The organism is Actinoplanes cyaneus (assembly GCF_016862095.1).
Taxonomy (GTDB): domain Bacteria; phylum Actinomycetota; class Actinomycetes; order Mycobacteriales; family Micromonosporaceae; genus Actinoplanes; species Actinoplanes cyaneus.
Genome location: NZ_BOMH01000025.1, coordinates 42444 through 68830 on the forward strand (window position 1 = coordinate 42444; position 26387 = coordinate 68830).

The 26387-nt window shown below is 72.9% G+C and carries 26 protein-coding genes; 12 read left to right on the forward strand and 14 right to left on the reverse strand.

Annotated features, from left to right (window positions below; all coding sequences use genetic code 11):
* Nucleotides 1–26 precede the first annotated feature (26 nt).
* From Acy02nite_RS16355 to Acy02nite_RS16365, 3 genes are read right to left on the reverse strand one after another with little or no spacing between them, the layout of a single operon-like run.
* Nucleotides 27–1427 carry a P-loop NTPase family protein gene (locus Acy02nite_RS16355; protein ID WP_203741460.1) on the reverse strand — a complete coding sequence of 467 codons (1401 nt, stop codon included), beginning with the start codon at nt 1425–1427 and terminating at the stop codon, nt 27–29.
* Nucleotides 1424–3289, reverse strand: a complete 1866-nt coding sequence (locus tag Acy02nite_RS16360) for a dynamin family protein (RefSeq protein ID WP_203741461.1) — start codon at nt 3287–3289, stop codon at nt 1424–1426. Before Acy02nite_RS16360 ends, Acy02nite_RS16355 begins: the two co-directional genes overlap by 4 nt.
* Nucleotides 3290–3313: 24 nt before the next feature.
* Nucleotides 3314–4138 carry an IniB N-terminal domain-containing protein gene (locus tag Acy02nite_RS16365; protein WP_203741462.1) on the reverse strand — a complete coding sequence of 275 codons (825 nt, stop codon included), beginning with the start codon at nt 4136–4138 and terminating at the stop codon, nt 3314–3316.
* A gap of 229 nt (nt 4139–4367) precedes the next feature.
* Here Acy02nite_RS16365 and Acy02nite_RS16370 point away from each other — a divergent pair, with 229 nt between their 5' ends.
* From Acy02nite_RS16370 to Acy02nite_RS16395, 6 genes are all read left to right on the forward strand, one after another.
* The gene (locus Acy02nite_RS16370; protein ID WP_203741463.1) at nt 4368–5393 is read left to right on the forward strand and encodes an Hsp70 family protein; all 1026 of its coding nucleotides are present in this window, start codon (nt 4368–4370) and stop codon (nt 5391–5393) included.
* Nucleotides 5390–7804, forward strand: a complete 2415-nt coding sequence (locus tag Acy02nite_RS16375) for a helix-turn-helix transcriptional regulator (RefSeq protein WP_203741464.1) — start codon at nt 5390–5392, stop codon at nt 7802–7804. Before Acy02nite_RS16370 ends, Acy02nite_RS16375 begins: the two co-directional genes overlap by 4 nt.
* A complete protein-coding gene (locus Acy02nite_RS16380) occupies nt 7801–9435 on the forward strand; it encodes a sensor histidine kinase (RefSeq protein WP_203741465.1) in 1635 nt (544 codons plus the stop codon). The genes Acy02nite_RS16375 and Acy02nite_RS16380 overlap by 4 nt, the downstream gene beginning before the upstream one ends.
* The gene (locus tag Acy02nite_RS16385) at nt 9435–9791 is read left to right on the forward strand and encodes a DUF742 domain-containing protein (protein WP_203741466.1); all 357 of its coding nucleotides are present in this window, start codon (nt 9435–9437) and stop codon (nt 9789–9791) included. The genes Acy02nite_RS16380 and Acy02nite_RS16385 overlap by 1 nt, the downstream gene beginning before the upstream one ends.
* Nucleotides 9792–9809: 18 nt before the next feature.
* On the forward strand, nt 9810–10601 hold the full coding sequence (locus tag Acy02nite_RS16390) for a cellulose binding domain-containing protein (RefSeq protein ID WP_203741468.1): 792 nt from the start codon (nt 9810–9812) through the stop codon (nt 10599–10601).
* Between the two features lie 112 nt (nt 10602–10713).
* Entirely contained in the window at nt 10714–12171 is a 1458-nt protein-coding gene (locus tag Acy02nite_RS16395; RefSeq protein WP_203741470.1) for a cryptochrome/photolyase family protein, read from the forward strand.
* 64 nt (nt 12172–12235) lie between these two features.
* Here the strand turns inward: Acy02nite_RS16395 and Acy02nite_RS16400 are convergent, their stop codons facing one another.
* On the reverse strand, nt 12236–12583 hold the full coding sequence (locus Acy02nite_RS16400; protein WP_203741472.1) for a LysR substrate-binding domain-containing protein: 348 nt from the start codon (nt 12581–12583) through the stop codon (nt 12236–12238).
* Here Acy02nite_RS16400 and Acy02nite_RS16405 point away from each other — a divergent pair.
* Entirely contained in the window at nt 12569–12895 is a 327-nt protein-coding gene (locus Acy02nite_RS16405) for an SDR family NAD(P)-dependent oxidoreductase (protein ID WP_203741474.1), read from the forward strand. The two genes, Acy02nite_RS16400 and Acy02nite_RS16405, sit on opposite strands and share 15 nt — an antisense overlap.
* Before the next feature lie 37 nt (nt 12896–12932).
* On the opposite strand, the gene Acy02nite_RS16410 is transcribed toward Acy02nite_RS16405, so the two are convergent.
* On the reverse strand, nt 12933–13340 hold the full coding sequence (locus tag Acy02nite_RS16410; RefSeq protein WP_203741476.1) for a CU044_2847 family protein: 408 nt from the start codon (nt 13338–13340) through the stop codon (nt 12933–12935).
* A gap of 76 nt (nt 13341–13416) precedes the next feature.
* On the reverse strand, nt 13417–14598 hold the full coding sequence (locus Acy02nite_RS16415; RefSeq protein ID WP_203741478.1) for a glycosyltransferase: 1182 nt from the start codon (nt 14596–14598) through the stop codon (nt 13417–13419).
* Nucleotides 14599–14775: 177 nt separating this feature from the next.
* Between Acy02nite_RS16415 and Acy02nite_RS16420 the strand changes: the two genes are divergently transcribed.
* Nucleotides 14776–15123, forward strand: coding sequence for an ankyrin repeat domain-containing protein (locus Acy02nite_RS16420; protein ID WP_307872282.1), 348 nt, complete (start codon nt 14776–14778; stop codon nt 15121–15123).
* A gap of 224 nt (nt 15124–15347) precedes the next feature.
* Complete coding sequence (locus Acy02nite_RS16425; protein ID WP_203741480.1) at nt 15348–16925, forward strand: ricin-type beta-trefoil lectin domain protein; 1578 nt, start codon at nt 15348–15350, stop codon at nt 16923–16925.
* Between the two features lie 17 nt (nt 16926–16942).
* Here Acy02nite_RS16425 and Acy02nite_RS16430 read toward each other — a convergent pair whose 3' ends face one another.
* A complete protein-coding gene (locus Acy02nite_RS16430) occupies nt 16943–17335 on the reverse strand; it encodes a winged helix-turn-helix transcriptional regulator (RefSeq protein WP_203741482.1) in 393 nt (130 codons plus the stop codon).
* A 73-nt stretch (nt 17336–17408) separates the two neighbouring features.
* On the opposite strand from Acy02nite_RS16430, the gene Acy02nite_RS16435 reads away from it, so the two are divergent.
* A complete protein-coding gene (locus tag Acy02nite_RS16435; RefSeq protein ID WP_203741484.1) occupies nt 17409–18155 on the forward strand; it encodes an MBL fold metallo-hydrolase in 747 nt (248 codons plus the stop codon).
* Between the two features lie 142 nt (nt 18156–18297).
* Here the strand turns inward: Acy02nite_RS16435 and Acy02nite_RS16440 are convergent, their stop codons facing one another.
* From Acy02nite_RS16440 to Acy02nite_RS16460, 5 genes are all read right to left on the reverse strand, one after another.
* Nucleotides 18298–19431 (reverse strand): MFS transporter, encoded by a 1134-nt coding sequence (locus Acy02nite_RS16440; protein WP_203741486.1) that lies wholly within the window; start codon nt 19429–19431, stop codon nt 18298–18300.
* Nucleotides 19432–19437: 6 nt separating this feature from the next.
* Complete coding sequence (locus Acy02nite_RS16445; RefSeq protein ID WP_203741488.1) at nt 19438–21039, reverse strand: GNAT family N-acetyltransferase; 1602 nt, start codon at nt 21037–21039, stop codon at nt 19438–19440.
* A 1-nt stretch (nt 21040) separates the two neighbouring features.
* On the reverse strand, nt 21041–22303 hold the full coding sequence (locus Acy02nite_RS16450; RefSeq protein ID WP_264653309.1) for a DUF6271 family protein: 1263 nt from the start codon (nt 22301–22303) through the stop codon (nt 21041–21043).
* Between the two features lie 170 nt (nt 22304–22473).
* Entirely contained in the window at nt 22474–23004 is a 531-nt protein-coding gene (locus tag Acy02nite_RS16455) for a hypothetical protein (RefSeq protein ID WP_203741492.1), read from the reverse strand.
* A gap of 23 nt (nt 23005–23027) precedes the next feature.
* Nucleotides 23028–23789 carry a nucleotidyltransferase-like protein gene (locus Acy02nite_RS16460; protein WP_203741495.1) on the reverse strand — a complete coding sequence of 254 codons (762 nt, stop codon included), beginning with the start codon at nt 23787–23789 and terminating at the stop codon, nt 23028–23030.
* A 226-nt stretch (nt 23790–24015) separates the two neighbouring features.
* Here Acy02nite_RS16460 and Acy02nite_RS16465 point away from each other — a divergent pair, with 226 nt between their 5' ends.
* Together Acy02nite_RS16465 and Acy02nite_RS16470 are read left to right on the forward strand one after the other, a co-directional pair.
* A complete protein-coding gene (locus Acy02nite_RS16465; RefSeq protein ID WP_239174919.1) occupies nt 24016–24813 on the forward strand; it encodes an alpha/beta hydrolase in 798 nt (265 codons plus the stop codon).
* Nucleotides 24814–24833: 20 nt separating this feature from the next.
* A complete protein-coding gene (locus tag Acy02nite_RS16470; RefSeq protein WP_203741497.1) occupies nt 24834–25088 on the forward strand; it encodes a hypothetical protein in 255 nt (84 codons plus the stop codon).
* A 27-nt stretch (nt 25089–25115) separates the two neighbouring features.
* Here Acy02nite_RS16470 and Acy02nite_RS16475 read toward each other — a convergent pair whose 3' ends face one another.
* Both Acy02nite_RS16475 and Acy02nite_RS16480 read right to left on the reverse strand, forming a co-directional pair.
* Entirely contained in the window at nt 25116–25589 is a 474-nt protein-coding gene (locus Acy02nite_RS16475) for a hypothetical protein (RefSeq protein WP_239174921.1), read from the reverse strand.
* Nucleotides 25590–25703: 114 nt separating this feature from the next.
* A complete protein-coding gene (locus Acy02nite_RS16480) occupies nt 25704–26282 on the reverse strand; it encodes a DUF1697 domain-containing protein (RefSeq protein ID WP_203741499.1) in 579 nt (192 codons plus the stop codon).
* Nucleotides 26283–26387 lie beyond the last annotated feature (105 nt).

Consider the following 26387-nt stretch of genomic DNA (forward strand, 5'->3'; position numbering starts at 1 on the left):
CAACGTGGAGGCGACCGCGGGAGGGATCAGGGGATCGGCGCGGCGAGGCGGTCCAGGCGGTTGACGATCAGGTCGCAGCTGGCCAGGACGGTTTCGGCGGCCCGGCGCGCGGCCGGGGTCAGGGTGCGGCCGTGGGCCAGCGCGCGCCACCGCTCGCCGGCCGCCCGCGCCGCGGCCCACGTCTGCGCCGCGGTGGCGTCCGGGGACATGCCGAGCCGTTCCCCGACGCTGGTGCCGGCGCCGCCCAGCAGCCGGCCGGCGTCGGCCGCGTCCTCGCGCGGCAGGGTCACGCGGCCCGACCGCAGGGCCGACAGCAGCCGCAACTCCCGCAGCTCGTGCGCGTCGGCGACGAGCAACTCGAGCTGGCCGAGCAGGTTCCCGGCGGCCGGGTTGCGGTGGGTGCGCAGCAGCCTGTCCAGGGTGGTCAGCGCGGATCGGGCGCGCAGCACCGGCCGGCGCGCGGTGAAGAGGCTCGCGATCGCGGCCTGCAGTTCCTTGAGGCCACTGTGCTCCTGAAGGCGTTCGGCGAGCGCGGCCGGAGTGTCGCTGCCGGTCCGGACGAGGGTCAGCGCCAGCCGGATGCCGCCGAGCCCGAACCGCTGCAGCAGCCGGACCCGCCGCTGGGCGTCGACCGGCCGCAGCGCGTCGGCCGCGGTGAACCGGTCGGTGGAGAGCAGGTGCGGCTCGGCCTCGTCCTTCGGCAGGGCGGCCAGCGCGGCGATCGCCGCGAACTCGTCGTCGCCCAGGGTTCGCGCGGCCGCCGCGATCAGCGGGGACACCGCTGAGAGATCCTGACAGACCATGGCCGTACGCGGTTCGCGCCGTCGCCGCCGGGCGAGCTGTCGCGCGGTCAGCAGCGCGTCGATCCGCCCGCCGCCGGTCGCGTCGGCCCGGGACAGCACCACCATGATGTGCACCGGTGGTGCCAGCCGCCCGCGTGCCGCCCGCAGGGTCCGCAGTTCCGGCTCGCCGAGCTGCGGGGTCACGTAGAGGATCGCGTCGGCGTCGGCGGCCGGGAGACGCGCGTCGATCAGCTCGGTGCGCCGCAGCACCCGGCTGGGCCAGGCGATCACCGCTCGTTCCCCGGTGCCCGCGGTGTGCCGGGCGTCCGGCGTCAACCGCAGGCCGGTCGCGGTGCGGATCAGCGGGATCTCGGTGTCCTGCCACCACGCCCGCGGCTCGGTGCCGTCCCGGTAGACCACCTCACCGGGCAGCCCGACCGGTGCCAGTTCCTCACCGATCAGCGCGTTCACCAGGGTCGATTTGCCCGACCCGGGCGGCCCGGCGACGGCGATCCGCAGGGGGCCAGCGAGCCCGTCGAGGGTGGAGCGCAGCAGCGCGGCGGCGGGCGGGACGGCCCGGTAGACGTGTGCCGCGTCGTTGAGCAGCCGGTACGTGCGCTGTTCCAGCTCCTCGTCGTCGATCACGCGCGGACGCCGGTCAGGGCCAGCGCCTCGGAGTGCAGCCGGGCGAGCGCGGCCAACTCCTCCTGGATGCGCCTGCTGTGCTGTTCCCGGGCGGCGACGTCCTGGTCGGCTGCCACTTTCGCGTTGCGCAGCGAGTCCATGACGATCTCCTGCAGGTCCTCGGTGACCGCGGTGAAGTGGTCGCGCAGGGCGCGCTGGACCCGGCGTACGCTGTCGCGGGCCTCTTTGTTGAGCCGCACGAAAACGTCGTCGATGTGGCGCGCCACCATCGCCTTCGCCTCCGCCTGCCGTTTCTTCAGCAGGGATTTGCTCTCGTCGCGGATGGTCTTGCCGCCGAAGATCGCGCCGCCGCCGATCGAGATCGGGTTGATCAGCGACATCCCGGCGAGGCTGGTGACCAGGCCGAACATGACCACCCCGCCGTACGAGCCGCGCAGGCCGATGAAGAGTTTCTGGCCCGGGCTGAATCGGGCGACGGGCGGCGCGTCCAGACCGGGCACCTGCTCGTCCACGCCGTCGTCGACGGCCGAGGCCAGCGCGGGCGGCGGCAGCACCTCGCCGGCCTCGGGCGGGAAGCAACCGGCGACCCGGTGCGCCATCCACTCGGTGCGTTCGGCGAGCCAGGTGGTGCTGGTCTCGGCGAGCTCCTGCAGGGACTGCCGCAGCCACGGCTCGAACTCGTCCCACGCCTTCGCCGGGTCGGCCTCGGCGAAGAACTCCTCCGCCTGGGCGAGCACCGCCTTGGTCCGCTCGCGCAGGTCGTGCTCGACGTCGGACATCAGGTCGCCGATCTCGTCGGACAGGCTGTTCTGCCAGCGGACCGCGCATTTGCGCAGGTCGTCGAGGCGGCGCTGGGTGGCGTGCAGGCGGGCCACGGCGTCGGGCACGCCGGCGTCGCGCTGGGCGGCCAGGTCGTCGCGCAGCGGGACGGCGAGCTCTGCCAGCACCACCTGGGCCAGCCGGGCGACGGTGTCCCGGGCCAGCCGGTCGGGCTTGGCCGCGATCGTGCGCTGCAGGTGGACGATCAGGTCGGGGAAGCCGGACTCGCCGTTGAGCGCGGTGTCGCCGGTCTTCAGCGCGTGCAGCCGCAGCACCGAGGAGACGGCGGTGGTCGCGGCGGGCACCCCGGCTCGGGCCAGCCGGGCGCGGCCGTCGGCGAGGGTCCGCCGCCAGTCGGCGGCATAGTCGGTCTTGGTGAACACCACCAGCAGCCCCGGCTGGAAACGGGCCAGGTCCCGCAGCACGGCGAGATCGGGGTCGCCGAGCCCGCGATCGGCGTCGCAGGCGTAGAGCACGACGTCGGCGCCCGCGCGCTCGGCCACGCCGGGCAGCCCGGCCAGCGGCGGGGTGTCGATGAGGACGAGCCCGCCGGCCAGCAGCGACCGCGGCACGGCCACCTCGGCGTGCACCGGCGCGCCGGCCGGCAACCGGGCCGTGCTCTCGGCGATCGAGGCGCCGAGCGTGTCGAGCCCGAGCGGCACCCGGTCCTGGAGGCCGACCTCGTCGGTCCAGTCGGCGTCCGGCGAGCCCCGCCGGACCAGCTGCGCTGTGGGCGAGGCGGCGTGCCGGACGACGGTCGGGACACCGGCGCCGGCACACACCTCGGCGTTGATCAGCGCGTTGATAAGCTGACTCTTGCCCTGCTGGGCAGCGCCGGCGACCAGCACCCGCAACTCCGGGCGCAGCAGCTGGGCGCGGCGCCGCGTCAGCCACTCGGCCAGCTCGGAGCGTCCGTGCTCACCGCACGCCCGGATGGTGGAGTCGAGCACGTCGAGCCAGAGCAGGGCGCCGACGGCCCGCGGTTGCGGGGCGAGAGAGACCGGACCCGCATAGGCCGTGGGTCCGGTCTCCCAAGTCGTCATTCGCGCACCGCTCCGTCTCTCGTCCTACAGGTGCAGGTCGCCCAGCAGCCCGTGCGTCGTGTCCTGGACCGTGTCGCCCGCCGCTCCGGTCACCCCGGTGATCCCGTGCAGCACGTGACCGGTGGTGCCGGTGACGCCGCTGACGGTTCCGGTCACCCCGGTGACCACGTCGTGCACGGTGTCGACCGGGTCCGGGGACAGCACATGCCCCAAATCCGGCGTAATCACCGATCCGATCGAAGAGGTTGCCCCGCCGAGCCCGGCCCCGTCAAGGCTCGGGACGTGATCGAGGGGTGCCGATGACGGAAGGTGGTGGATCGTGTCCAGTCCGCTGTCGAGCGTCGGCACCACCGTCTCCACCGTGGTGACCGTGTGATCGACGGCCGGGACGACCTGCGTGTCCAGGTGGGTGTCCACGTGGGCGTCCCCGTGGGTGTCCAGGTGCCGGGCCGGGTCGGCGCCCACGTGGAACGACGAGCCGATGCCGGTCTCCCCGGCCACGCCGAGCACCGCGGCGTTGACCGTCAGGTTGCCGTTGACCTCGGCGTTCAGATGCGCCGCCGGGACGTCGGCCTGCGCCGTGATGGCCTGCAGGTGCGACACCGCGCCGGCCACGTCGAGGTCGGCCACCCCGGTCGTCAGGTCGTCCACCCCGGTCAGGCCGTGCAGGCCGGTGACCGGGGCCGAGTCCACCACCAGCGGGATCACCTGCTGCACGTCCGCGGCGGTGATGTCACCCAGGCCGGCCGCGTGCAGCGCCTGCTCGGGGTCGAGCTCGAACGCCGACCGGGCGGACGGGTCGTAGATCAGGTTCAGCACGAATTCCTGCAACGTCGGAAACGAGTCCATGAGGCTCCTTCGATTCTCCGTGCCGCATCGGGCACCGCAACACAAGCTAGGGCGGCGACGGTGCGCGGACATCGGGCTGCGTCCCCCAACCGATGTGGACGATCCCGGCGTACGGGATTAGGGGGTTAGGGTTTTCCACAGGGGATGTTTTTGGGGGAAGATCACAGCTCGGACATCTGGTACTAACGTCTCGACTCACCTGCCCGAACGGTGAGGGAGGAGAGACGCCGTGCCGTACGTGCTGGGGATCGACATCGGAGCCGGCCACACCCGTGCCGCCGTGTGCCGCCGTGACAGCGGGACCGGCCGTGGCTGGGGCCCGCCGCAGCCGGTGCCGCTCGGCGCCCGCGGCCGGATGGTCTCCTCGGCGCTGGCGATGACCCCGGAGGGCGACGTCGTCCCCGGTGACCTGGGCCGGCGGCCCGCCGAAACGGCCGTCGGCGGCTATCTGCGGCGCGTCGGCGACAGCTCGCCGATGCTGTTCGGCGGGTCCCGGTTCCCGGCGCACGGCCTGGTCGCCGCGATGGCCCGCTGGGTGGTCGACCGGGTCTGGCAGCAGCTGGACGAGCCACCCGAGAGGATCGCGCTGGCCTACCCGTCGGGCTGGGGCAACGGCCGGCTGCACCTGGTGCACGCCGCGCTCGCCGAGGCCGATCTCGCGCAGACCGCGCTGGTCACCCGGGCCCGCGCGGTGGTCGAGTGTCACCAGGCGGCGGGGCGCGTGCCGGCCGTCGGCGGGCTGCTCCTGGCGTTCCGGATCGGCGGTTCCACCTGCGAGGTCACGGTGGCGGCGCCGCACGGGCCGGGCCGGCTCGAGCTGCTCGGCAGCGCGGAGCTCGACGAGGTCGCCGGCTTCGACGTGGAGGGTGCGACGGCCGCCGATGCCCGGGCCGTCCTGACGCCCACTGTGGACCTGGCCGAGCAGACCGTCAGCGACTGCCGGGTCGCGCCCGGTGATCTTTCCGCGGTCTTGATCGCCGGAGGCTCCGCATCCGTATATCCGCATGTGTCTGATCTGCTCGCGGCGGCCTTCCCGGTGCCGGTGCTGCGCGACCAGGATCCGCCGATGACCGTGGCGGCCGGCGCCGCGCTCGCCGTCCGGCCGCGGGCACACCGGCCCGCGCGGCAGCAGCCGCTCGGCCCGGCGCCGGCCGATCCTCCCGAGACGGCGACGGACGCCTGGCCGCAGGTGACGAGTGCCCGGCCGCCGCGCCCGCCGGTCGCCATCCCCGCCGTGCGGACGGGCGACCGGTGAGCGCGCCCGTCCTGACCGGTGCGTCCGCGGCCTCCTCCGGCGCCTCCTCCGCCGCCGGCCTGCTGGCCCAGGTCGCCGCGGATCCGCACGCCCCGCTGCGCGCCGTGGTCGTCGCGCCCGGCGGTTTCGGCAAGACCGCGCTCCTGCACGAGCTCGCCGCGCTGTGGCAGCGGGCCGGCGTGACGATCACGACGCCGTGGCAGGCCGACGGCCCGGCGGACGAGCGGGTGCTCCTGGCCGACGACGCGCACCGGCTCGATCCGATCAGGATCCAGGAGCTGCGGGCGTACGCCGAGAAGCCGGAGGCCCGGGTCGTCGTCGCGTGCCGTCCGTGGCCACGCCCGGAGGGCCTGCCGGAGCTCGTCGACCTGCTGAGCCGGATCCGGCCGCCGGTGCGCCTGCCCCCGCTCAGCACCGACCAGATCCGCGAGCGGCTGACCGGCCCCTCCCCCGAGCTGGTCACGATGATCGCCGAGCAGACCGGCGGGGTGCCGCGCTACGTCGCGCGGATGGCGCAGGCGCGCACTCCGGCCGACGCCCTGGCCGGGTTCGCGCCCGAGCTGGACGATCTGGAGCCGGACGTGCGCACGCTGCTGCTGGCCGCCGAGGCCGGGGCCGGGCTCTCGTTCGACCTGCTGGCGGCGCTGCTGGGCCGAGATGCCGGTACGGTCGCCGAGCTGGTCGACGCGGGCCGCGCGACCGGGCTGCTGGCCGCCGACGGCACGCTGGTGCCACTGGCCCGGCGGGCGATCGCGGCGCTCGGGCCGATCGGGCACCGGATCGACGTGCGGCAGCGCCTCGCCGCCCTGCAACTGGCTCGCGGCGGGCCGGTGCTGCCGCTGGTCGCACCGCTGCTCAAGGACGGTGGTGGCGGGCTGGCACCGGGGGCGGTCGGCGGGCTCGGCCCGGTCTACGAGGCGGCCGGCGAGGAGGCTCTCGGCGACGATCCGCGGCTGGCCGCCGAGCTGTTCGCGGCGGCGGCCGGCGCCGGCCGGGGCACGGCTGCCCGGCGTGCGCTGGCGACGGCGCTCGCCGGTGACCTCGACGAGGCGTCCCGGCTGGCCGACCAGGCGCTCGAGGCCGGGCCGCCGGAGCAGCGGGCCGAGGCGGCGTACGTGGCTGCCGCCGTGCTCACCCAGCGGGGCCAGACCGCGCAGGCCGCCGCCCTGTTCCAGTGGTCGCCGTCGCCGGTCGCCGCCGCGTTCGGCGCGATCGCGCTGATCGGTACCGGTCAGCGGACCGACGTGGCGCCCGCAGCCCCCGGCGACGCGCCGCCCACCCTGCTCAGCTCGGCCGCGGCCCTGATGGCGCGCGGCATGGCCGAGTCCGTCGGCGGCACCCCCGCCGTCGCGCTCTCCACCCTGGTCCAGGCCGCCGCGATGATCGGACCGGCCGGTCCGGCGGTCCTGCTGCCGGACTCGCCCGCCGCGCTGGGCGCCACGATCGCCCTGCACTGCGCCGACCTCGGCACCGCCGGCGCGTTGCTGGACCGGGCGGTCCGCGCGAACACCGGCGGCGCCCTGCTGGCCGATCGGCACCGGCTGCTGCGGGCCTGGATCCTGATGCAGCGCGGGCAGGGCACCGAGGCACCGGAGGGGCGCCCCGGGCGGGACCGCCTGTTCGCCGGGGCGCTGCGGGCCGGGCTCGCCCGCCGCGCCGGTGACCTGGTCGCCCTGCGCAGCTGCTGGCCGGACGCCTGTCACGCGCTGCTCGGCCAGCCGGTCGACCTGTTCACCCTGCTCCCGCTGGGCGAGCTGGCGGTGGCCGCCGCGCGGCTGGGCGAGCACCACCGGGTCGCCGGGCACCTGGCCGAGGCCGACCGGCTGCTCGGTGCGCTCGGCGGTCCTCCGCTGTGGAGCGCCCCGCTGCACTGGAGCCGGCTGCACGCGGCGATCCTGGCCGAGGACCGGGACGCGGCCGGGCGGCACGCGACGGCGCTGACCGGCATGCGCGACTTCAGCCCGTACACGACGGCGGTCGCGGCCGCCGCCGAGCGCTGGCTCGACGTGCTGGACGACCGGTCCGCACCGGAGACGGTGATCGACGCGGCGCTCGGCCTGAGCGCGCTCGGCCTGGTCGGCGAGGGCGCGCGGCTGGTCGGCCAGGCGGCGATCCGCACCACTGACCGCAAGGCGATGACGCTGCTGCTGGAGTGTGCCCGCGGCTTGCGGGGGCCGGCCGGGGAGTTGCCCGCGCCGGACTCGCCACGTCTGCTCAGCGACCGCGAACGTGAGGTCGCCGCGCTGATCCTTTCCGGACTCACCTACAAGCAGATCGCCGAGCGGCTCTACCTCTCGGCGAAGACCGTGGAGCACCACGTGGCCCGGATCCGCCAGCGTCTCGGGGTCACCGGGCGTCCGGAGCTGCTGAGCCGGCTGCGTGACCTGATCGACCCGGAGGACAAGTCATGAGCACCCGTACGAAAGTGATCACCGGCCTGGCGCTGCTGATCGCGCTCTGGGCGGCGGCCGCCGTGCCCGCGCTGGGTGAGGCCCGGCGCGTGCTGTCGGCGCGCACCACCGCCACCGACCTCGCCGGGCCGGCCGGCGCGCTGGTCCTGGCCCTGGAGACCGAGCGCCGGATCGCGGTGGCCGGCGACTCGGCGAGCGAGACGGCCGCGCAGCGGGTGCACACCGACCACGCCCGGCAGGAGCTGGCCACCGCCCGGGACGCGGTGAGCGGCTGGCTGTCCGGGTCGGACGCCACCCGGCAGACCGGCGCGCTGCTCGACCGCACCGCGCGGCTGACCGAGATCCGCGGGCAGGTCGACGGCGGGCAGTTGCGCGGGGTGAAGGCGGCCGACGCGTACACCGCGCTGATCGACCCGTCCGGCCTGGAGACCCCGACCGTCTTCGCCGACCAGGCCGGCAGCCGCGCCGCCGCGCTCTCCGCGCTCAGCCGGGCCCGTGAGCTGCTCGCCGAGGAGGACGCGCTGCTCGCCGCGTTCGCCACCCAGGACAAGATCACGGACGCCGACCGGGTACGTCTGCAGAACCTCGCCGGCGCCCGGCGCGAGCTGTTGTCCGCGGCCGGCGCCGAGCTGCCGATCGCGGCCGGCACCGCCCTCACCGCGGCGGAGGGCGCGGCCGGTGGCCCGGCGTGGTCGACCGCCTACAACACCGCCAACACCGCGCTGTGGGAGCAGCAGACCGCCGGGGTGACGGCGGCCGCCGGCGCCGGGACGAACGACGCGGTGCTCACCGTCGTACGCGCCGGGGTCGTCGGGGGTGTGGGTCTGATCGCCGTCCTGGCGATGCTGCTGCTGGCTTGGCGCTCCCGGACCGGCCTGAAGCGCCCGCGGCGGCAGACGTCCCGCCCGGCCGCGCCGGCCCGGCTCGGCGGTCTCGACCCGCTGCTGCGCGACCTGGAGAGGCGCAACCAGGGCCTGGTCCACCGGCAGTTGCGCCTGCTCGACACGCTGGCGCGGCGCGAGGCGGACCAGGACGCGCTCGGTGACCTGTTTCGCGCGGACCACCTGGCCAACCGGGTGCGCCGCAACCTGGAGAAGGCGATCACGCTCACCGGCGGCTCCCCGGCCCGGCGCTGGCACCAGGCGGTCCCGCTCGCCGAGGTGGTCCGGGCCGCCGCGTCGGAGATCAGCGAGTACGACCGGGTCTCCACCGCGCGGCTCGACCCGGTCACGCTGGCCGGGCCCGCGGTGACCGACCTGATGCACCTGCTCGCCGAGCTGGTCGAGAACGCGGCGACGTTCGCCCCGGCCGAGACCACGGTCCGGGTGGCCGGCGAGCACGTGGCGGACGGTTACCGGATCACGGTCACCGACGTCGGGCCGGGCATGACCGCCGACGACCTGGCGACCGCGGCCCGCGTGATGGCCGAGCCCGAGCCACCGACCGGCGGCACGTGGTGGGGCCTCTACGCGGCGGGCCGGTTCGCCGCCCGCCACGGCATCGCGGTAACGCTGGCCAACGGCTTCGACGGCGGCCTGGTCGCCGAGGTGCTGGTGCCGACCACCCTGATCGGCCCGCTCGCCGGCGACAACGAGACCACGCTCGACGACCTGGAACCGGTGATCGGCTGATGGGCGCCACCGAGGAGACCTGGTACGACGAGGACGCCGGCCCGATCGTCCGCCTCTACGCGCGGGTCGGCGCCCGGGCCGCGGCGCAGCGCGACGGCCTCGACCTGAGCGTGGTCCTGCACCGGGTGCCGGGCGTTCCCGAGCCGGACAACCTCTCCCCCGACCAGAGCAGAGCGCTGCGGCTGATCCGCCGGCCGATCGCGCTCTCCGAGGTGGCGGCGCGACTCGGGCTGCCGCTCGGCCCGGCCCGGCTCATGCTCGCCGAGCTGCGCGACGCGGGCCTGCTCGAGGCGGACCGCCGGGACGCGTCCCCGGACGTCCTGGAACGGCTCCTCAGCGGGCTCAACTCGCTCTGAGAACTCACGGAGACACTGATGAATGACACCGGTACGCGGGGGCGGCGGTCGCTGTCCGTCGTGGTGCTCGACGGGATGCTGCGGCTCTACAGCATTCTGCAGTCCGGGCCGACGCCGACCCCGAAGGTCCGTGAGCCCGGCCGCCGCCGCGCCTTCGGACGCTGGGCCCTGGTGACCGCCGCGGTCGTCGCGCTCGCCGGGACAGCGCTGCTGGTCGTGATCCTGGTCCGCGGCTCCGGCGACCCCGCCGCGCCGCCCGACCCGGCGGCAGCGCTGCCGGGCCGCTCCGCGCCGCCCGCCGCGGCGGGCTCCCCGGTGGTGTCCGCGGCGACCTCGGCGTCGCCCTCGCCGTCGGCGTCGGCCTCGGCCTCGGCTTCGGTTTCGGTTTCGGCGAAGGTGTCCGCGCGATCCAGCCTGGGCGTGGCGGCCACCGCCACCAGGCCGGCGGCGTCGGCCCCGGTCACCGAGGGAGCCGCGGCGCCGCTGACCGCGTCGTACCGGACGTCGTCGGTCACCGGCGGGCTGCTCGGCTACAAGATGACCGTGACCGTGGCCAATCCGGGCGCGGCGGCGAAGGACGGCTGGGCCCTCACCGTGACGCTGCCCCGGCCGACGCTGATGGTCAGTTCGGTCAACGGCGCCACCGCGACGCAGGACGGCTCGACGTGGACGTTCGTCCCGGACAGCAGCACGTCAGCGGTCCCGGCCGGCGGCTCGGCGGTGATCAGCTTCGGGGTCACCGGCGCGACCCTGATCGACGCCGCCCCGAAAGCCTGCACGATCGACGGCAATACCTGCGCGAGCCCGTAGCCGGCCGGTGCCTGCCGAGTCACCCGTGACGCCGTGGCGGGTTCGTCCCTCTCCGGGCGACGAACCCGCCGAACCGCGGAACTGACCGGCCGGCGGCGGCAGGATGGGTGGCATGCGCCGTCGCTGGCTGTTCGCCGACCAACTGGGGCCGCACTTCCTGGACGCGCCCGATCAGCCCGTGCTCCTGGTCGAGTCGAAGGCGGTCTTCCGGCGCCGCGCGTTCCACCGGCAGAAGGCGCACCTCGTGCTCTCCGCGCTGCGTCACCGCGCCCGGGAGGGGAACGTCCGGCTGGCGCGCGCCGAGACGTACACCCAGGCGGCCGGCGAACCGCTCACGGTGTGCCATCCCACCTCCCGCGCGGCCCGCGGCCTGATCCGGCGCCTGCCGGACGTCGAGATGCTGCCGCCCCGCGGTTTCATCACCGCGCCGCCGGACTTCGTGGCGTGGGCACACGGGCGCGACCACCTGCGGCTGGAGGATTTCTACCGGTACGCCCGTGAGCGTCACGACATCCTGATGGACGGCGCCGAGCCGGCCGGTGGCCGCTGGAACCTCGACGCCGACAACCGCGAGCCACCCCCGCGCGGCGCCGCCCGGCTCGACGTCCCGCCACCGCCCGCGATCGTCGAGGACGAGATCGACGAGCAGGTGCGCGCCGATCTCGACAAGTGGGAGCGGGAGGACGGGATCACGTTCGTCGGCAACGACGGGCCGCGGCTGTTCCCGGCGACCCGGGAGGAGGCGCTCGCGCGACTGCGGCACTTCGTCACCCACCGGCTGCCCGCGTTCGGTCCGCACGAGGACGCGATGCTCGCCGGTGACCCGCTGATGGCGCACAGCATGCTCAGCCCGGCGATCAATCTCGGACTGCTGGACCCCCTGGAGGTGGTCGAGCGGGTCGAGAAGGCGTACCGGGAAGGCTCGGTCCCCCTGTCGAGCGCTGAGGGATTCATCCGGCAGATCCTCGGCTGGCGCGATTTCATCTGGCATCTGTACTGGTACTTCGAGCCCGGCTACCGGGCGGAGAACGAACTCGGGGCGCGCCGCGAGCTGCCGGCCTGGTTCGCGGCGCTGGACGCGGACGCGGTCGGTGCCCGCTGCCTGTCGGACGTGCTGGCCGGTGTCCGCGACCGCGGCTGGATGCATCACATCCCGCGGCTGATGGTCCTGGGCAACTACGCGATGCAGCGCGGCTGGCGCCCGGGCGCGGTCGCGGACTGGTTCCACCGCTCGTTCGTCGACGGCTACGAGTGGGTGATGACGGCGAACGTCATCGGCATGAGTCAGTACGCCGACGCCGGCCGCATGAGCACGAAACCCTACGCGGCCGGCGGCGCCTACATCAACCGGATGAGCGACTACTGCCCCGGCTGCCGCTACGACCCGAAGGCCCGGACGGGCGAGAGCGCCTGCCCCTACACCGCCGGCTATTGGAGTTTCCTCGCCCGCCACGAGCAGGCGCTCGCCGGCAACCACCGCATGCGCCGGCCGCTGCAGGGCCTGCACCGGCTGGCCGACCTCGACGCCCTCGTCGAACAGGAGAGGGCCCGCGGCTCGCGAGCTCCATGATCGGCAGCTCGCTGGTGGCTCGGCTCGGATTGCCGGCCGCGTAATCGGTTCGGGTCCCCCCGCTCTACCCGCCGTGGTCCGTCGCCCTGTCCGCCACGGCGGCGGCCGCGCGGACGAAGGCGGCCAGGGCTGGGGAGGTGGCGTGCTCGGGCCAGGCGAGAACGAGCGTGGTGGGCTCGGCATCATCGACCGGGACAGCGACCAGGTCGTCGCGGAGCTGGTCGCGGATGGAGGAGGGGAGGACGGCGACCATCCGTCGTAAGGCGACGAGGTGGAGAAGCTGCCCGAGGTCATGGACCTCGGGTCCGGGTGAGCCACCCTCGGACGCGTCCGGCCAGCGCGGCAGGGGCTCACCGGCGAGGTCGTTCAGGCAGACCCGGGTACGGCCCGCGAGGCGATGCGAACTCGGCACCACGAGAAGTTGCTCGCCCGGATGACCGATCCCGAGGACTACTTCACGACCCGGCCCCCGTTGGCCGCGTATGCCCCGTCCAAGACCGCACTCAACTCGCTGACCGTGCAGTACGCCAAGGAACTGCGCAGCCGCAACATCCTGGTCAACGCCGCCGATCCGGGGCCATGTGCGACCGACTTCACCACCGCGTTCCCCGGCCTGACCCGCACCGCGGCCGACGGCGCGGCCGTGGTCGTCCGGCTGGCCACGCTGCCCGATGACGGGCCGACCGGCGGCTTCTTCGACGAGCACGGCCCGGTTCCCTGGTGAGCTGCCTCTCAGGGAACCGGGGCACGGGGTGGTGGGGTCAGCCCGGACGGCCGTCGGTTTCCTGATCGGGGGTCTCCTGATCGGCGTCGTCCGCGGCGGCCGGTCCGGCGGGAGCGGCCGCCGCCTTCCCCCACGTGGCGGTGAGCTTCAGCTGGCATTTGCCGCCCGCGTCGGCGACGACGCTGACCAGCTTGCCGGCCTTCACGCTGATCTCGATGCCGAACTCGACCGAGACGGTGTCCGGCCGGGACCGGGAGACCGCCAGCTTCACCATGTCGAGAACGCCGTCGACAGTGCCCACGAAATCGGGCAACTGCATGATCTGGATGGCGGCGTCCCCGAGCCCGACGTCGCGCGGGCCGGACGGTCTCAGGTGCTCGCTCTCGTTCACGGCGACCTGGATGACCTGGCCGCTGGGCAGTCGTACCGACACCGGATCCGGCATGGCGTCCTCCTTCTGGTTGCCCTCCGTCCTACCAGAGAGGACCACGAATCCCGGCCGGCGACGACCACGAACGTGACTATCCTTCGAGGAGCAGCCGGGCCGCGACCGTTGCGCCGTCCGGCTTTATCTGGGCACCGACGGCCTCCGCCCGTACGCGCAGATCGGGCTTCAGGGCTTGCGACAGCGCGTCGGCGAGCGTCTCCGGGGTCGCGGTCACCCCGATGCCCAGCTCCGTGATCTTGGCGCCCCAGGACGGCTGATCGGCGATGTGCGGCACGATGACCTGCGGCGACCCGGAACGCGCGGCGGCGTGCGTGGTGCCCGCCCCGCCGTGGTGCACGATCGCGGCGACCCGCGGGAACAACGCCTGCTGGTTGACCTCGCCGACGACGAAACAGTCAGCGGCGTCGTCGATCGCGGTCAGCCCGGCCCAGCCGCGCGCGAGCACGACCCGCCGCCCCTGTGCCCGGACCGCCTCGATGCCGACCTTCGCGATGTCCTTCTGGGTGTACGACGCCATGCTGCCGAAACCCACGTAGACCGGCGGCTCCCCGTCGTCCAGGAAGGCTCGCAGATCGTCGGGCAGCGGCCGGTCGTCGGGCAGGAACCAGGCGCCCGTCTGCCGCACGTCCACATCGTCCGGGGCCGGGCAGAGCACCGGATCGGCGGCCAGCCACGGCTGATCGCCGAACACGTAGTCGCGGACGTTGTCGACGGGCGGCAGGCCGATCGCCGCCCGATGGGTGTTGACGGCGCCACCGTAGAGGGCGTTGACCCGGTCGGCGTCCTGCTTCCACTTCGTCGCGAGATCGGCCCCCTCGTCGGACGGGGTGCCCGGCCGCCGCCCCGGCGCGGAGTGCCGCGACGGCAGTCCCAGCGTGTGGAAGCAGGCGAGCACATAGCGGATGCCGAGCTTGTCGGCCACGTCCCGCGCACCGGCCGGCATCAGTCCGGTCGCCACCAGCGCGTCACACCCCTGCGCCGCGCTCATCAGCGTCTCGAACCGGGCCGCGACCAGCGCCGGAGCGAGCCGGAACGCCTCCTGGGCGCCCGGCGGCTTCGGCCCGGCGACGATCGACCGGACCGTCGGGCCGAGCGGCACGTGCGGCACCCCGGCCCGCGCCAGCAGCGTCCCGAAGTCGTCGTCCGGCGGGGCCGCCACCACCGCCTCCGCGCCCTCGCGCCGCAGCGCCGCCGCCAGCCCGGCCAGCGGCTCGACGTCTCCCCGCGACCCCCATGTCGTCAGCAATACACGCATTCTCGCGACTCCCGTTTTCGCAGGTCTCAGGCTTCCGACCGACGATTCTGCGCCCTGACCCGGGTCTTGCGGCAAGTCCCCCGGTCCGATATATGTTGAGTGTGGGAGGGGTGCGTCGTGGGTATGGGCCCGGGCGTGGCAGACCTTGACGACGAGACCATCGCTTTCGCCCATCGCATGTTCGACCTGGCGCGCTCCGGGGACACCGGCGAGCTGATCGCCAACGTGGCCGCGGGCCTGCCCGCCAACCTGACCAACGACAAGGGTGACACGCTGCTGATCCTCGCGGCGTACCACAGCCACACCGACACGGTGGCCGCGTTGCTGGCGCACGGCGCCGACCCGGAACGGATCAACGACCGCGGCCAGTCCGCGCTGGCCGCAGCCGTTTTCCGCCGCAACGCCGAGGCGGTGCGGACGCTGCTGGCGGCGGGTGCGGATCCGGCCTCTGCGCGGCCGACCGCCGAGTTCTTCAAGCTCCCGGAGATGATGGAGATGCTCGACTCCGCCGCTGGTTCCCGCTGATCGCACGTTCCGGGGGCGTCTTCGGGCGCGGGCTCGTGAGGGCCCTCGGCGAACCCGACCCGCCCGAGCTGAGGGGCTCGGGGAGCGGCCGACCTCCGCAGTCCCCGACGACGAAGTCATCGACGTACTTCTTTGTGCAGGTTTGTTGACAGTAGAGCGACTCCGTGCGAACAATCAACGCGAGAGCGCTCTCTTCCGCATTCCCCCACCGTGAAGGACGTTCGATGACCCGTACCCGCAAAGCCTTGATCGCCGGCATGGCCGCCCTCGCGGTCATCGGCGCCGCACCACAGCCGGCCCCCGCGGCAGCACGTTCCGGCTTCCCGCCGGCAGACTCGGCCCTCGCGGCAACGAGGTCCGGCCTCGCCACGGCAAGCTTCGACCTCGCGCCCGGCATGCTCGACGCGATGCGCCGCGACCTGCACCTCGACGACGCCCAGATCGCCGGGCGGCTCGCCATCGAGGCCGCCGCGCCGGTCATCGAGAAGCGGCTGCGCGCCCACCTCGGCAAGCGGTTCGGCGGCGCCTGGATCCCGGCCGGCGCGAGCCGTCTCACCGTCGCTGTGACCAGCGAGAAAGACGCTTCGGCGGTACGGGCGGAAGGCGCCGACCCGGTCGTCGTCGAACGCTCCGAGAGCGACCTCGACGCCGCTCGCGCCACACTGGATCGCCACGCCGCGCAGGCTCCCGCGGCGATCCGCGGCTGGTACGCCGACGCGGCCACCAACAGTGTCGTGATCACCGCGGCGCCGGGCGCCGAGGCGCAGGCCCGCCGGTTCGCCGCCGCCGCGCACGCCGGCCCGGTCACCGTGCGGACCGCTGCCGAGCAGCCGAAACCGATGTACGACACGCGCGGCGGCGACCAGTACGTGATCAACGGCAACACCCTGTGCTCGGTCGGCTTCCCGGTCGCCGGCGGCTTCGTCACGGCCGGTCACTGCGGTGGTGCCGGGAGCCCGACGCTCGGCTACAACAACGTCGCCCAGGGCACGTTCGCCGGTTCGTCGTTCCCCGGCAACGACTACGCGTGGGTGCGTACCAACGGCAACTGGGTCTCCCAGCCCTGGGTGAACAACTACGCCGGCGGGAACGTCCTGGTCAGCGGCTCGGCGGAAGCCGCGGTCGGCAGCTCGATCTGCCGCTCCGGACGCACCACCGGCTGGCGCTGCGGCACCCTGCTCGGCAAGAACGAGACGATCAACTACGCCCAGGGCGCCGTCTCCGGCCTGAACCGCAGCAACGCGTGCGCCGAGCCCGGCGACTCGGGCGGGTCGTGGATCTCCGGCAACCAGGCACAGGGCGTCACGTCGGGCGGCACCGGCAACTGCACCTCCGGCGGCACGATGTGGTTCCAGCCCGTCAACGAGATCCTTTCCGTGTACGGCCTGTCGCTGACCACCAGTGGCGGCAGCGGCGGCAGCGGTCAGCCGATCATCAGCAACTGGAACAACCTCTGCGTCGACGTGCCCAACGGCAACTTCGCCGACGGCGTGCAGGTGCAGACGTGGGGCTGCAACAACAGCGGCGCGCAGAAGTGGGAGGCCACCGGCGGGGCGCTGCGCACCGGCAACAACATGTGCCTGGACGTGCCGTGGGGCTCCACCGCGAGCGGCGCGATCATCCAGATCGCCACGTGCAGCGGCAACCCGGCCCAGCAGTGGGTGCTCAGCGCCGCCGGCGACCTGGTCAACCCCCAGGCGAACAAGTGCCTGGACATCAAGGACTGGGTGAACGGCGACGGCGCGAAACTGCAACTCTGGGACTGCGCCGGCACCACCAACCAGAAGTGGCGCCGCGGCTGATCCGGGCGCGGCCGGGGTCAGCGGGCGTCGTAGTCCAGCCGCGCCCGCTCGACCTCGGCCATGTGCCGCCGGCCCCACGCGCGCACCGCCTCCAGAGGTTCCAGCAGTGACCGGCCGAGATCGGTCAGGTGGTACCTCGCCCCCGGCGGCACACCGGGCAGCACCTCGCGGCGCACCAGCCCGTCCCGTTCGAGACTGCGCAGCGTCTGGGCCAGCATCTTCTCGCTGATCCCGGTCGCCGCCGCGCGCAGCTCCGCGAACCGCCGGGCGTCACCCGCCAGACTCTCGACGAGCAGCAGCGTCCAACGGTCCGCCAGCCGGGACAGCGTCTGCCGGGTCGGGCAGGTCGTCGGGCAGTCCGTGTCGGCATGCACCGGGAGCCGGGACCCGGGCCGCAACCTGATCGCCATGCCGCGACCCTATCCGGCCCTTACCCGCAAGTGCGTACTTGCCGGAGCCCCGCCGCCCGGAGACGGTGTGGACATGAAGATCGGACAGACCATGATCACTTTCGTCCACGACGGCGAGGTGCGCGGCGATCCGCAGAGCTTCTTCCCGGGCAGCGACTGGACAGCGCACGCCGATCTGCTGGACGACACCGGCCAGGCGGTCGCCAACGTCGGCTCGTTCCTGATCCGCACCGATGCCCACGTGATCCTCGTCGATCTCGGCCTGGGCCCCGGCGGCGCTCTCCTGGACAACCTCGCGGCGCTCGGGACATCGCCTGCCGACGTGGACCTGGTGCTCCTGACCCACCTGCACCGCGACCACGTCGGCTGGGCCGGAGCGTTCCCGCGCGCCCGGCATCTCGTGGAACGACGCGAGTGGGACTTCTGGAGCGCCTGCCCCGGCGGCGTGGGGCCGGATCCGGAGCGGGTCCTGCCCGCTCTCGCCGGTGATCTCGGCTTCCTCGACGAGCTGCCCGCCGGGATCCGCGCCATACCGACACCCGGCCACACCCCGGGCCACACGAGCTTCCTGATCACCGACCCGGGTACGGACGAGCGCGTTCTCGTCCTCGGTGACCTGCTCCACACCAGAGCGCAGTTCGACGAGCTCGCGTGGCAATTCCGCTCCGACGACGACCCGGCGCGGGCCCGGCGGCAGCGCGCCGGGGTGCTCACCCGCTTCCGTGACGGGCGGACCGTCCTCGCCGGCGGTCACTTCGCCGGTGACGCCTTCGAGCCGCCGGCACCCCGGCCGGCCGTCAGGGGTGCTTCCGCTCTTTGAAGTACCCCTGACGGCCGGCCGACACCCGGGCGGCTGGACACCACAGGTGCTTCCCGCCGCTGAAGCACTCCTGGTGTCCAGCTGACACCGGACGGCCCGGCCGCTCGCCCGGGACCGGCAAGCGGCCGGAGTCGGAACGGCCTCAGCCCACCGGCGCGGGGCTACGGGCGGGCCAGCGCATCGCCAACGCGCAGAGCACGGTCAGCCAGGCCGTGCCGACGACCACCGCCATGCTCCAGTGCAGACCTGCGAAGCCGATCGCCGGTGGCCCGAGCAGCAGGCCGGTGGTGCTCATTGTGGCGGCCGCGGTCAGGGCGGTGGTGCCGTGCCGGGCGGCGGCCATGTACAGGCACGGGCTGACCGCGGCCATGCCCAGGCCGACGCAGGCGAACCCGGCGAGCGCGGGGTAGGCGCCGCCGGCGAGCAGTCCCGCGGCCAGGCCCGCGCCGGCCAGGGTGCCGCCGGCCACGACGACCGTCCGGTCGCCCCAGCGGTCGCGCCAGCCGTCGGCGAACAGGCGGGCCAGCAGCATCATCCCGGAGGTGACGGCGATGCCCAGTGGCAGCAGGTGATCGGCGGCGTGCGTGATCTCCTTGAGGTAGAGCGCCGACCAGTCGGTCATCGCCCCCTCGGTGATTGTGGCGAGCAGCATCGCCAGGCCCAGCCACAGCACCGCGCCGGTCGGCAGGCTCCACCGGCGCCCGGCAGGCTCGGCCGGCGCCGGCTCGGAGGTCAGCAGGGCCGGCCGGGCGGCGAGCGTGAGTCCGAGAAGGATCAGGCCGGCCACCGCGAAGTGCGCCGGCACCGAGCCGGTCACCGACGTGACCGCGGAGGCCAGCAGCGCGCCGGCGAAGATGCCGCCGCTGAACGTGGCGTGCAGTTTCGCCATCGTGGTGCGCTCGAAGGTGCTCTCCAGCGCGGCGCCCTGGGCGTTCATCGCCACGTTGAGGCAGCCGACCGCGACCCCGTCGGCCAGCAGCACGACCAGGGCGAGCGGGTAGAGCGGGACGACCGCGAGGCAGGCCAGCACGGTGACCAGCACGACGACCGCGGACACCGCCAGGATGCGCGAGCCGAACGTGGACATCAGTTTCGGGACCAGTGGGGCCGACACCACGGCGCCCACCCCGGCGGCGAGCAGCAGGACCCCGACCTGGGCCGCGGACAGGTGCATCCGGTCGGTGAGCGCGGGGATGCGGGCGGCCCAGGTCGAGTACTGGAAGCCGAGCGAACCGAACAGCGCGGCGACCGACAACTGGGCGCGTCGAAACGACATGCGGGCCTATTCCTTCAGGTCACGGGACATGTAGACGGCGTCCGGGCCGTAGGACGCGGGCATCGTGACCTCCGGCCGGGCGCGGAATCCGAGCGACGACCAGAATCCGGCGCTGCCGTCGACGGAGACGAGCGCGATCCGTTCGTACCCCAGCAATCGCCCTTTGGTGATCAGGTGCCGCGCCAGGCGCCGTCCCCATCCACGGCCGCGGAGATCGGGGTCGATCACCATGTCGTGCAGGTGCAGGCCGGCCGAGGTGAACGGCGACATCTCCGGGCGGGTGAGGTCGGGGAATTCCCCGGGCGGGTAGGGCAGCGCGAGCAGATAGCCGCCGATCCGGTCCCCGAGATCGAGCACGAACGACGTTTCCGGGCATGCCCGTGACCGCAATGCCGCCGGGCTCTCCGACAATTCCTGTTTGCCGTAGGTCTCGGATTCGAGCGCGACGATCGCGGGCCAGTCCGGCTCGCCGATCGGGCGGATCCGCTCGGCCCGCACGGTGTCACAGGTCAGCGGGTCGAAGCCGTTGAAACCGACAGTGGTGTAGCTGGTGGCATACGCGCCGGCGGAGTGGATCCACACCGGATCGCCCGAGGTCAGCCCGGCCGGGACCGGCACCGGGACGCCACCGCCGAGCACGTCGTCGCTGTCGCAGCTGGGTCCGGCGACGACGGCGGGCACGACCGGGCCGTCCTCGTGTCCCGGGAATTCCATCCGATAGCGGAGCTGGTCACCCTCGAAAAGGCCGTTGAATCGCCCGCGGCTCAGATAGAGCCAGGCTTGGCGGCGAATGGTGAATCGTGCGACCGTCGCGCGGATGACGCCGTGATCGGCGACGAGATAGCGCCCCGGCTCGACGATGAACGCGAGCTCGCCGGCGAGGGCTCGCAATCGCCGCATCCCGGCCCGGATCGTCGCGAAGATCTCCCCGGTCGGCGGGGTCAGCCCCGGATAACCGGCCGCCGGCAGACCACCACCGAGATTCACGAAGGCGAGCCGGATACCTTTCTCGCGCAGCCGTGGAAGGAGTCCGGCGAGAGAGTCGAAAGCCCATTGCCATCCGCGTACGGTCATCTGCTGCGACCCCACGTGCAGGGACAGTCCCGCCGGTCGCAACCCGAGCGCCCGCGCCCGGTCCAGCACCCCGACCGGGTCGTCACTGCCGCACTTGCCGGTCAGCCCCCACACCGCGCCCGTCCCGGTGGTCGTCACCCGGCAGAAGACGCGGCTGCCCGGGGCGTGCCGGGCGATCGCCTCGACGTCCTCCACACAGTCCGTCGCGTACGTCGTGATGCCGAGCCGATACGCCGCCGCGATGTCGTCGTCGGACTTGACGGTGTTGCCGTAGTGCACGCGACGCGGGCGGACCCCGGTCCGCAACGCCTGCCGGATCTCGCCCGGGCTGGCGGCGTCGAAGCCCGCCCCGAGGTCGGCGAGGGTGGTCAGCACGTCGTCGACCGGGCACGCCTTCATCGCGAACCGCACGTCGGCCCCGGGCAGCTCGGCCCGCAGCCGCCGGTACTGGCTCTCGACGCCGGTCAGGTCGTAGACGATCCGGTCGGTGTCCGCCGTGGACAGGGCGGCGCTCAGATGTGGGGCGAGGGTCATCTCAGACGGGCGTCTCGCGGGCCGCGGCGATCAGCGCCGCCCACGCGTCGATCAGCAGCGCGTAGTCGTCCATGTCGCGCCGCGCCTCGATCAGCAGGGTGTCCCGGCGTTCCCGGATCAGGTCGGCGACGCCGGTGAACCGCCCGCCGAGCCGCCGGTACGCCGCTTCCATGAGGTCGGCGGTCGTCTCGTTCGGCTCCCGCGGCTGCCAGGTACTCTCCCGGACCAGAGCGGCGATGTCCGCCGGGGCGTCGGTGGTCATCCGCTGGTAGACGAAGTGCAGGTAGTACATCGACAGGATGAACTTGGCGAACCGCAACTGGTACGCCAGGAATCCGGCGTCAGTCTTGCGTTCCGCGGTGTGGAAATTGACGATGTGCCGGTTGTGCAGCAGACCCGGAAGCCCCGCTTTGTCCGCCACGTGAATGAGGAAGTAGTCGCTGCCGATGGTGTCCGTGGCGGGCGGCAGCGGAACCCTTTCCTGCAATCCGTGGAAGCTGATGTTGTGCATGTCGACGCGCATCGGGTCGACGACGGAAAGGATCGTGTGGTCGCCGTCGAACGGCGCGCTGCCGGTGAACGACTCGTCGACCAGCGCCCGTTTCTCCTCGTCGGTGCTGCCCGGCGCGGCCCAGAGGCTGACCAGGTCGTAGTAGGCGTCGTGGTCGCGGATGTCCTCGATGTCCACCGACATGCTGCCCACGAACGAGGCCCCGGCCATCGCGACCGGAAGGTCCCGGCGGCTGTCGTCGAGCCGGTCCTCGGTGGCCACGACGTCGCGCGCCGGCCTGCCCAGCGCGGACAGCTCCGCGTGGATCGGGAAGACCTTCTCCCCCGCGTACGTCTGGAAGTACAGGTCGGAGTCGCGGCGGTGCACGGTGTCGCAGCCCAGCGCGGCCGCGGTCAGGAACGCCCGGTTGGTGCACGCGCCGTAGGACAGTGCCTTCGGCTGCATCAGGTCCAGCAGCAGATCGGGCTTGGTCACGTCGGCCGCCCCGACGACCCGGCGCAGGAACTCCCGCTGCCGCGCGTCGTCGAGATGCCACACGTTCCGGGCCGCGGACAGCGCCGCCGCATGCTCCGCGAAATGCTCCGACGAGTCCAGGATCAGCAGGTGGACGTCGACGTCGAAATGACCGGCCGCATATTCCGCCTCGGCTATCACCTCGGCCAATGTCGCCACGCATTCACGGTTGGTGGGAACGACCAGACACGCCCGGCGCCGATCCTTCACGCGCGTTTCCCCCGTCGCAGAATCACTCATCGGTGCCCACCGATCAGGACAACGCGAGGGAATCTAGCGGACCATGCACGAGACGGACAACCGAGACACCGCTCACATGTCGGAAACGCCTGGTCGCTGCCGGTTCCGGAACTTTCTGATCAGCCGGCCTCGACGTCGTCGACGCATCCGGACAACGGTCGGGGCCGGCGTCACTGCGCCGGCCGGCCTCCTCGGACGATCTGCGCCGGCACTGCCGGGAAACGGGCCTGGCCCAGCGCGGCCCGCATCGTCGCCACGCACTCGTCACGGGCCACATCCACCCGCGTACGGTCGTAGTGCTGTTCCAGATTCATCTCCGCGTCGGTGAGACGCAGCGGTTTCTGCCAGGCCGTCTTCATCTGCTCGCCCACCTCGGCGCGCGCCTCGCCGGCAAGCCGCCGGTACGCCGCCGCGACCGCCGGCGCCTCGATGTCGAGCAGCGCCTGGTGGAAGGCGAGCCGGGAGTAGATCCGGCTGACCTCCTCGGTCAACTGGTGGCGGCCCTCGGGCGTGCCCGGCCGCCGGCGGATCCGATACGGCATCTCGGCGAAGTCCTCGACGACGCTCAGCGCCTCACCGAACGCGAGGGCCCGGCGTTCGCGCCGCGCGGCACGCCGGTTCAGCCCGTAGGTCAGCAGCGCGGTGAGCGCGGTGCCGAGGATCGCGATGACGGCCGTGGTCTGCGCGGCTGTCCAAGTCATGCTGCGGCTACCGCCCCGGGACGTCAGATCTCGTGAAGGACGTCGATGATTCTTCCAGCCGTCGCGGGTTCCCATTGATCCGGCCCCGGGCCGAACAGGTGGTTGATACCGTTCTGGCACGGTAACTCCGCGAACGCGGCCGGGTCGCACCGCCGCAGCCAGTCGAGCGCGGCTCGATACGGATCGGGCCCGCGGTAGATCCCGTCGGGGACGTTGTGGAGCAGACACTCGAGAAGGTACGACGGGGCGTCCCAGGCGGAGAGCCCGGCCCGGATCCGGGCGCGCTTCGCCGTCCGTACCGCTGCCTTGAAGCCGCCGCGGGTGCGCAACTCCTTCGCGTCGCCGTTGCGCCGGTGCCGCTTGGGGAAGTTGACGATCGGGCGGCCCTCCCGATCACGGAAGAAGACCCCCTGCTCGTCCGTGCCCGGGCCGGTGGGCAGCCGGAACTCCGTCGCGACCAGGATGTCGACCATCTCGCCGAACAGCGACGCCGGGTCGTCGACGTTGAGGCATCGGCGACCCATCCGCACGTCGAACGACTCGCTCAGCGCGGCGAGGACGTCGTCACGGAACTGCTCCCAGCCGTACGCGAAAGGGGTCTTGAGCATGAGGACCAGATCGATGTCGCTGCCGGGCTCGATGAACGTGTCGTTCACGCGGGAGCCCTGGCCGAAGATCTCGTAGGAGCGCGGGTCGAGCAGTGCGGACCGCTCCAGCGCCACGCGCAGCTCGTCCTCGGCCCAGGAGAGCAGAGAGCCGGTGCGGCTGACAGACGTCACGGTCACGCCGCAAGTATGCCCCCGCCCTCGCTCTCGCGGCCGGGTGGTGACCTCCGCAACGCGGCGCCTCGAATCTAGTTGCCAAGGAATATACTTCCAGGACACCTATTACGTACGAGGAGCAGCTCATGACCATGGCCCAGCGCGCGGCACTCACCGCGGCACTCCGGCAACCACGCCCGGCCGGCCCGCCCCGTCGATCGAGGACCTCCGGGCCGGATTCCGTTCGCTGATGGCCACCATGCACGTGCCCGATGACATCCGCACCACGCCGGCGACGCTCGGCTCCCGCCCGGCACTGCTCGTCGAACCCCTCGGGCAGCCGCGCGGCGGCACGATCCTCTACTTCCACGGCGGCGGCTTCTTCTCCGGCTCACCCCGGACCGCGCTGTCCGTCACCGCCAACCTCGTGACCAGGACGAACCTGCGGGCGTACTCGGTGGACTACCGGCTCGCGCCGGAACACCCGTTCCCGGCCGCGATCGAGGACACGCTCGCCGCCTACCGCGCGCTGCTCGATGCCGGTGAGGACCCCGCGACGATCGTGTTCGCCGGTGACTCCGCGGGCGGCGGCCTCACCGTCACCACCTGCCTGGCCGCTCGCGATGCCGGCCTGCCACTGCCCGCCGCGATCGCCGCCTTCTCCCCCGGCCTCGACGCGACCCGCACCGGCGCGAGCATGACCACGAAGGCCGGCGTCGACCCGTTCTTCACCCGCGAAGGCCTGGATCGCACCGGCGCCATGTACCTGGCCGGCCAGGATCCCCGGCAACCCCTGCTCAGCCCGGCGGTCTGCGCCGACCTGACCGGCTTCCCGCCCATGTTGCTGCAGACCGGCACCGACGAGTTGCTCCTCGACGACTCCACCCGCCTGGCCACCCGGGCCCGCGACGCCGGCGTCGACGTGATCCTCGACGTCACGGCCGGCGTCCCGCACGTCTTCCAGGCCTGGGCCGGCACCCTCACCGAGGCCGTCGACGCCCTCGACCGTGCCGCCCTCTTTCTCACTCAGCGCCTGCCCCGGGAGTGAGCACGAGGCAAAATGAGTGCATGGAGACCAGCAGCCCGCACGACGGTGACGGCGGCCGGGAGACGGCCCCCGCGGTGCTCACCGTCGACGGCGAGAGGTTCGCTCTGCGTGCGAGGGATTCCGGCACCGATTACACGTGGCTCACCGGCCCCAACCCCGGCTACGGTTTCAGCGCGAGCCCGACCGCGGACCTGTCGGTCGAACAGCACACGGCAATGGTCCGCGATTTCCTGTCCGCCATCGACCCCGCCACGGGATACCTGGCGGACGACTGAGCGCGCATCCCATCCCGCTCGCAGGCTTCAACCCGCCGTCGCCCGGCGGACCTGACGGTCTGCGGCTGTCACACTTCGCAGGTCCCGGGACAGATGGGCGCGCCGGAACCCCACCGTGCCGAGTCGCCTCAGGTCTGCTCGGTTGTCGTGCATGAGTTGCACGTGGAAGTAGTTGACGTATTCCAAGGCGCCGAAGAACGCAAAGGCCAGGCCCGGCCACGACGCCGCGCCCGGCTCACGGGCCACGGCGATGACGCACACGATGAGCACGACGGCCAGGACGACCGGCAGGACTGCCCGGACAGCGGCGAACTGCCGACGGCCGGGAAGGTGCGGTTCCCTGCGCCGCAACTGCCGCAGCTTGAGCGCCCAGTACACCGCACCGACCACGAGCAGCACGGCGAACGCCGCGAACCCCGAGATGTTGACAGCGGTCGGCGGCAGGCCGATCGCCCCGAACCAGAGCCACCCGTGCAACGGGATGTTCAGCAGCTCCAGCACCGCCAGCGAGCGAAGCCTTCGCCGGGTCGTCTCGCCTGGACAGTTGATCGGAGCACGAGTCAGCGGCACCCGCCCACGATGGCACACGTCCGCACAGCGTTCTGCCGGCGATTCCTACCCGAGATCCGCGGATGCGGCACCGGCATCGAGCAGTTCCAGCAGCTTCACCGTGGTGTTCCAGCTGCGCACCGTCATCGACTTGTACAGCGGTGACGTCATCATCACGCTCAACCGGCTCTTGGTGCGCTGAGCGCTGAGACGTTCCGCGTAGACGACGCCGTCACCCGGCCAGACCCTGTCGACGCCCTCGCGCGGGTTGAAGATCGGCATCACCTCCGCGGAATCGATGCCGATGAGGAAGATGGCGTCACTGTGGTACTTGTCCGGCTGGTCGCCGAAGCCCTCCGGCCGGTCGTCCACGACGGCCCGCAGCTGATCATGCGTGAGGACCAGGACTTTGACGAGTTCACTGTCGAGCTCGAAGGCTTTCGGCAGCGCCGCTTCGATCCGGGCCGCCGTCTCGCCGGCGGGCCGGTCCGACGTCAGGATGACGTTGCCGCTGGCGATGAACGTCGAGACGCCGGAGAACCCGAGCCCTTCCAGGCATTTCCTCAGTTCCGCCATCGGCACCTTGTTCTTGCCCCCGACATTGATGCCGCGCAGAAGAACCAGGAACGTGGTCACCACGCCCATGGTACGGAGCAGCCGGCCCCCGCGGCGTGACGCCACGACAGGCGGCGGCCGCTGGTAGAAATCGCCGGCGTCTGAGCAGGGTTCGAAACTAGGCGCTGGCTAGGG

Coding starts and splice junctions, on each gene's coding strand:
- Acy02nite_RS16380 (WP_203741465.1), top strand. CDS start 7,801: ATGAGCACCCGTACGAAAGTGATCACCGGCCTGGCGCTGCTGATCGCG.
- Acy02nite_RS16385 (WP_203741466.1), top strand. CDS start 9,435: ATGGGCGCCACCGAGGAGACCTGGTACGACGAGGACGCCGGCCCGATC.
- Acy02nite_RS16410 (WP_203741476.1), bottom strand. CDS start 13,340: ATGCCGGATCCGGTGTCGGTACGACTGCCCAGCGGCCAGGTCATCCAG.
- Acy02nite_RS16430 (WP_203741482.1), bottom strand. CDS start 17,335: ATGGCGATCAGGTTGCGGCCCGGGTCCCGGCTCCCGGTGCATGCCGAC.
- Acy02nite_RS16420 (WP_307872282.1), top strand. CDS start 14,776: ATGTTCGACCTGGCGCGCTCCGGGGACACCGGCGAGCTGATCGCCAAC.
- Acy02nite_RS16445 (WP_203741488.1), bottom strand. CDS start 21,039: ATGACCCTCGCCCCACATCTGAGCGCCGCCCTGTCCACGGCGGACACC.
- Acy02nite_RS16405 (WP_203741474.1), top strand. CDS start 12,569: ATGCGAACTCGGCACCACGAGAAGTTGCTCGCCCGGATGACCGATCCC.
- Acy02nite_RS16425 (WP_203741480.1), top strand. CDS start 15,348: ATGACCCGTACCCGCAAAGCCTTGATCGCCGGCATGGCCGCCCTCGCG.
- Acy02nite_RS16390 (WP_203741468.1), top strand. CDS start 9,810: ATGAATGACACCGGTACGCGGGGGCGGCGGTCGCTGTCCGTCGTGGTG.
- Acy02nite_RS16455 (WP_203741492.1), bottom strand. CDS start 23,004: ATGACTTGGACAGCCGCGCAGACCACGGCCGTCATCGCGATCCTCGGC.
- Acy02nite_RS16470 (WP_203741497.1), top strand. CDS start 24,834: ATGGAGACCAGCAGCCCGCACGACGGTGACGGCGGCCGGGAGACGGCC.
- Acy02nite_RS16440 (WP_203741486.1), bottom strand. CDS start 19,431: ATGTCGTTTCGACGCGCCCAGTTGTCGGTCGCCGCGCTGTTCGGTTCG.
- Acy02nite_RS16360 (WP_203741461.1), bottom strand. CDS start 3,289: ATGACGACTTGGGAGACCGGACCCACGGCCTATGCGGGTCCGGTCTCT.
- Acy02nite_RS16365 (WP_203741462.1), bottom strand. CDS start 4,138: ATGGACTCGTTTCCGACGTTGCAGGAATTCGTGCTGAACCTGATCTAC.
- Acy02nite_RS16415 (WP_203741478.1), bottom strand. CDS start 14,598: ATGCGTGTATTGCTGACGACATGGGGGTCGCGGGGAGACGTCGAGCCG.
- Acy02nite_RS16480 (WP_203741499.1), bottom strand. CDS start 26,282: ATGGGCGTGGTGACCACGTTCCTGGTTCTTCTGCGCGGCATCAATGTC.
- Acy02nite_RS16435 (WP_203741484.1), top strand. CDS start 17,409: ATGAAGATCGGACAGACCATGATCACTTTCGTCCACGACGGCGAGGTG.
- Acy02nite_RS16395 (WP_203741470.1), top strand. CDS start 10,714: ATGCGCCGTCGCTGGCTGTTCGCCGACCAACTGGGGCCGCACTTCCTG.
- Acy02nite_RS16465 (WP_239174919.1), top strand. CDS start 24,016: ATGGCCACCATGCACGTGCCCGATGACATCCGCACCACGCCGGCGACG.
- Acy02nite_RS16450 (WP_264653309.1), bottom strand. CDS start 22,303: ATGAGTGATTCTGCGACGGGGGAAACGCGCGTGAAGGATCGGCGCCGG.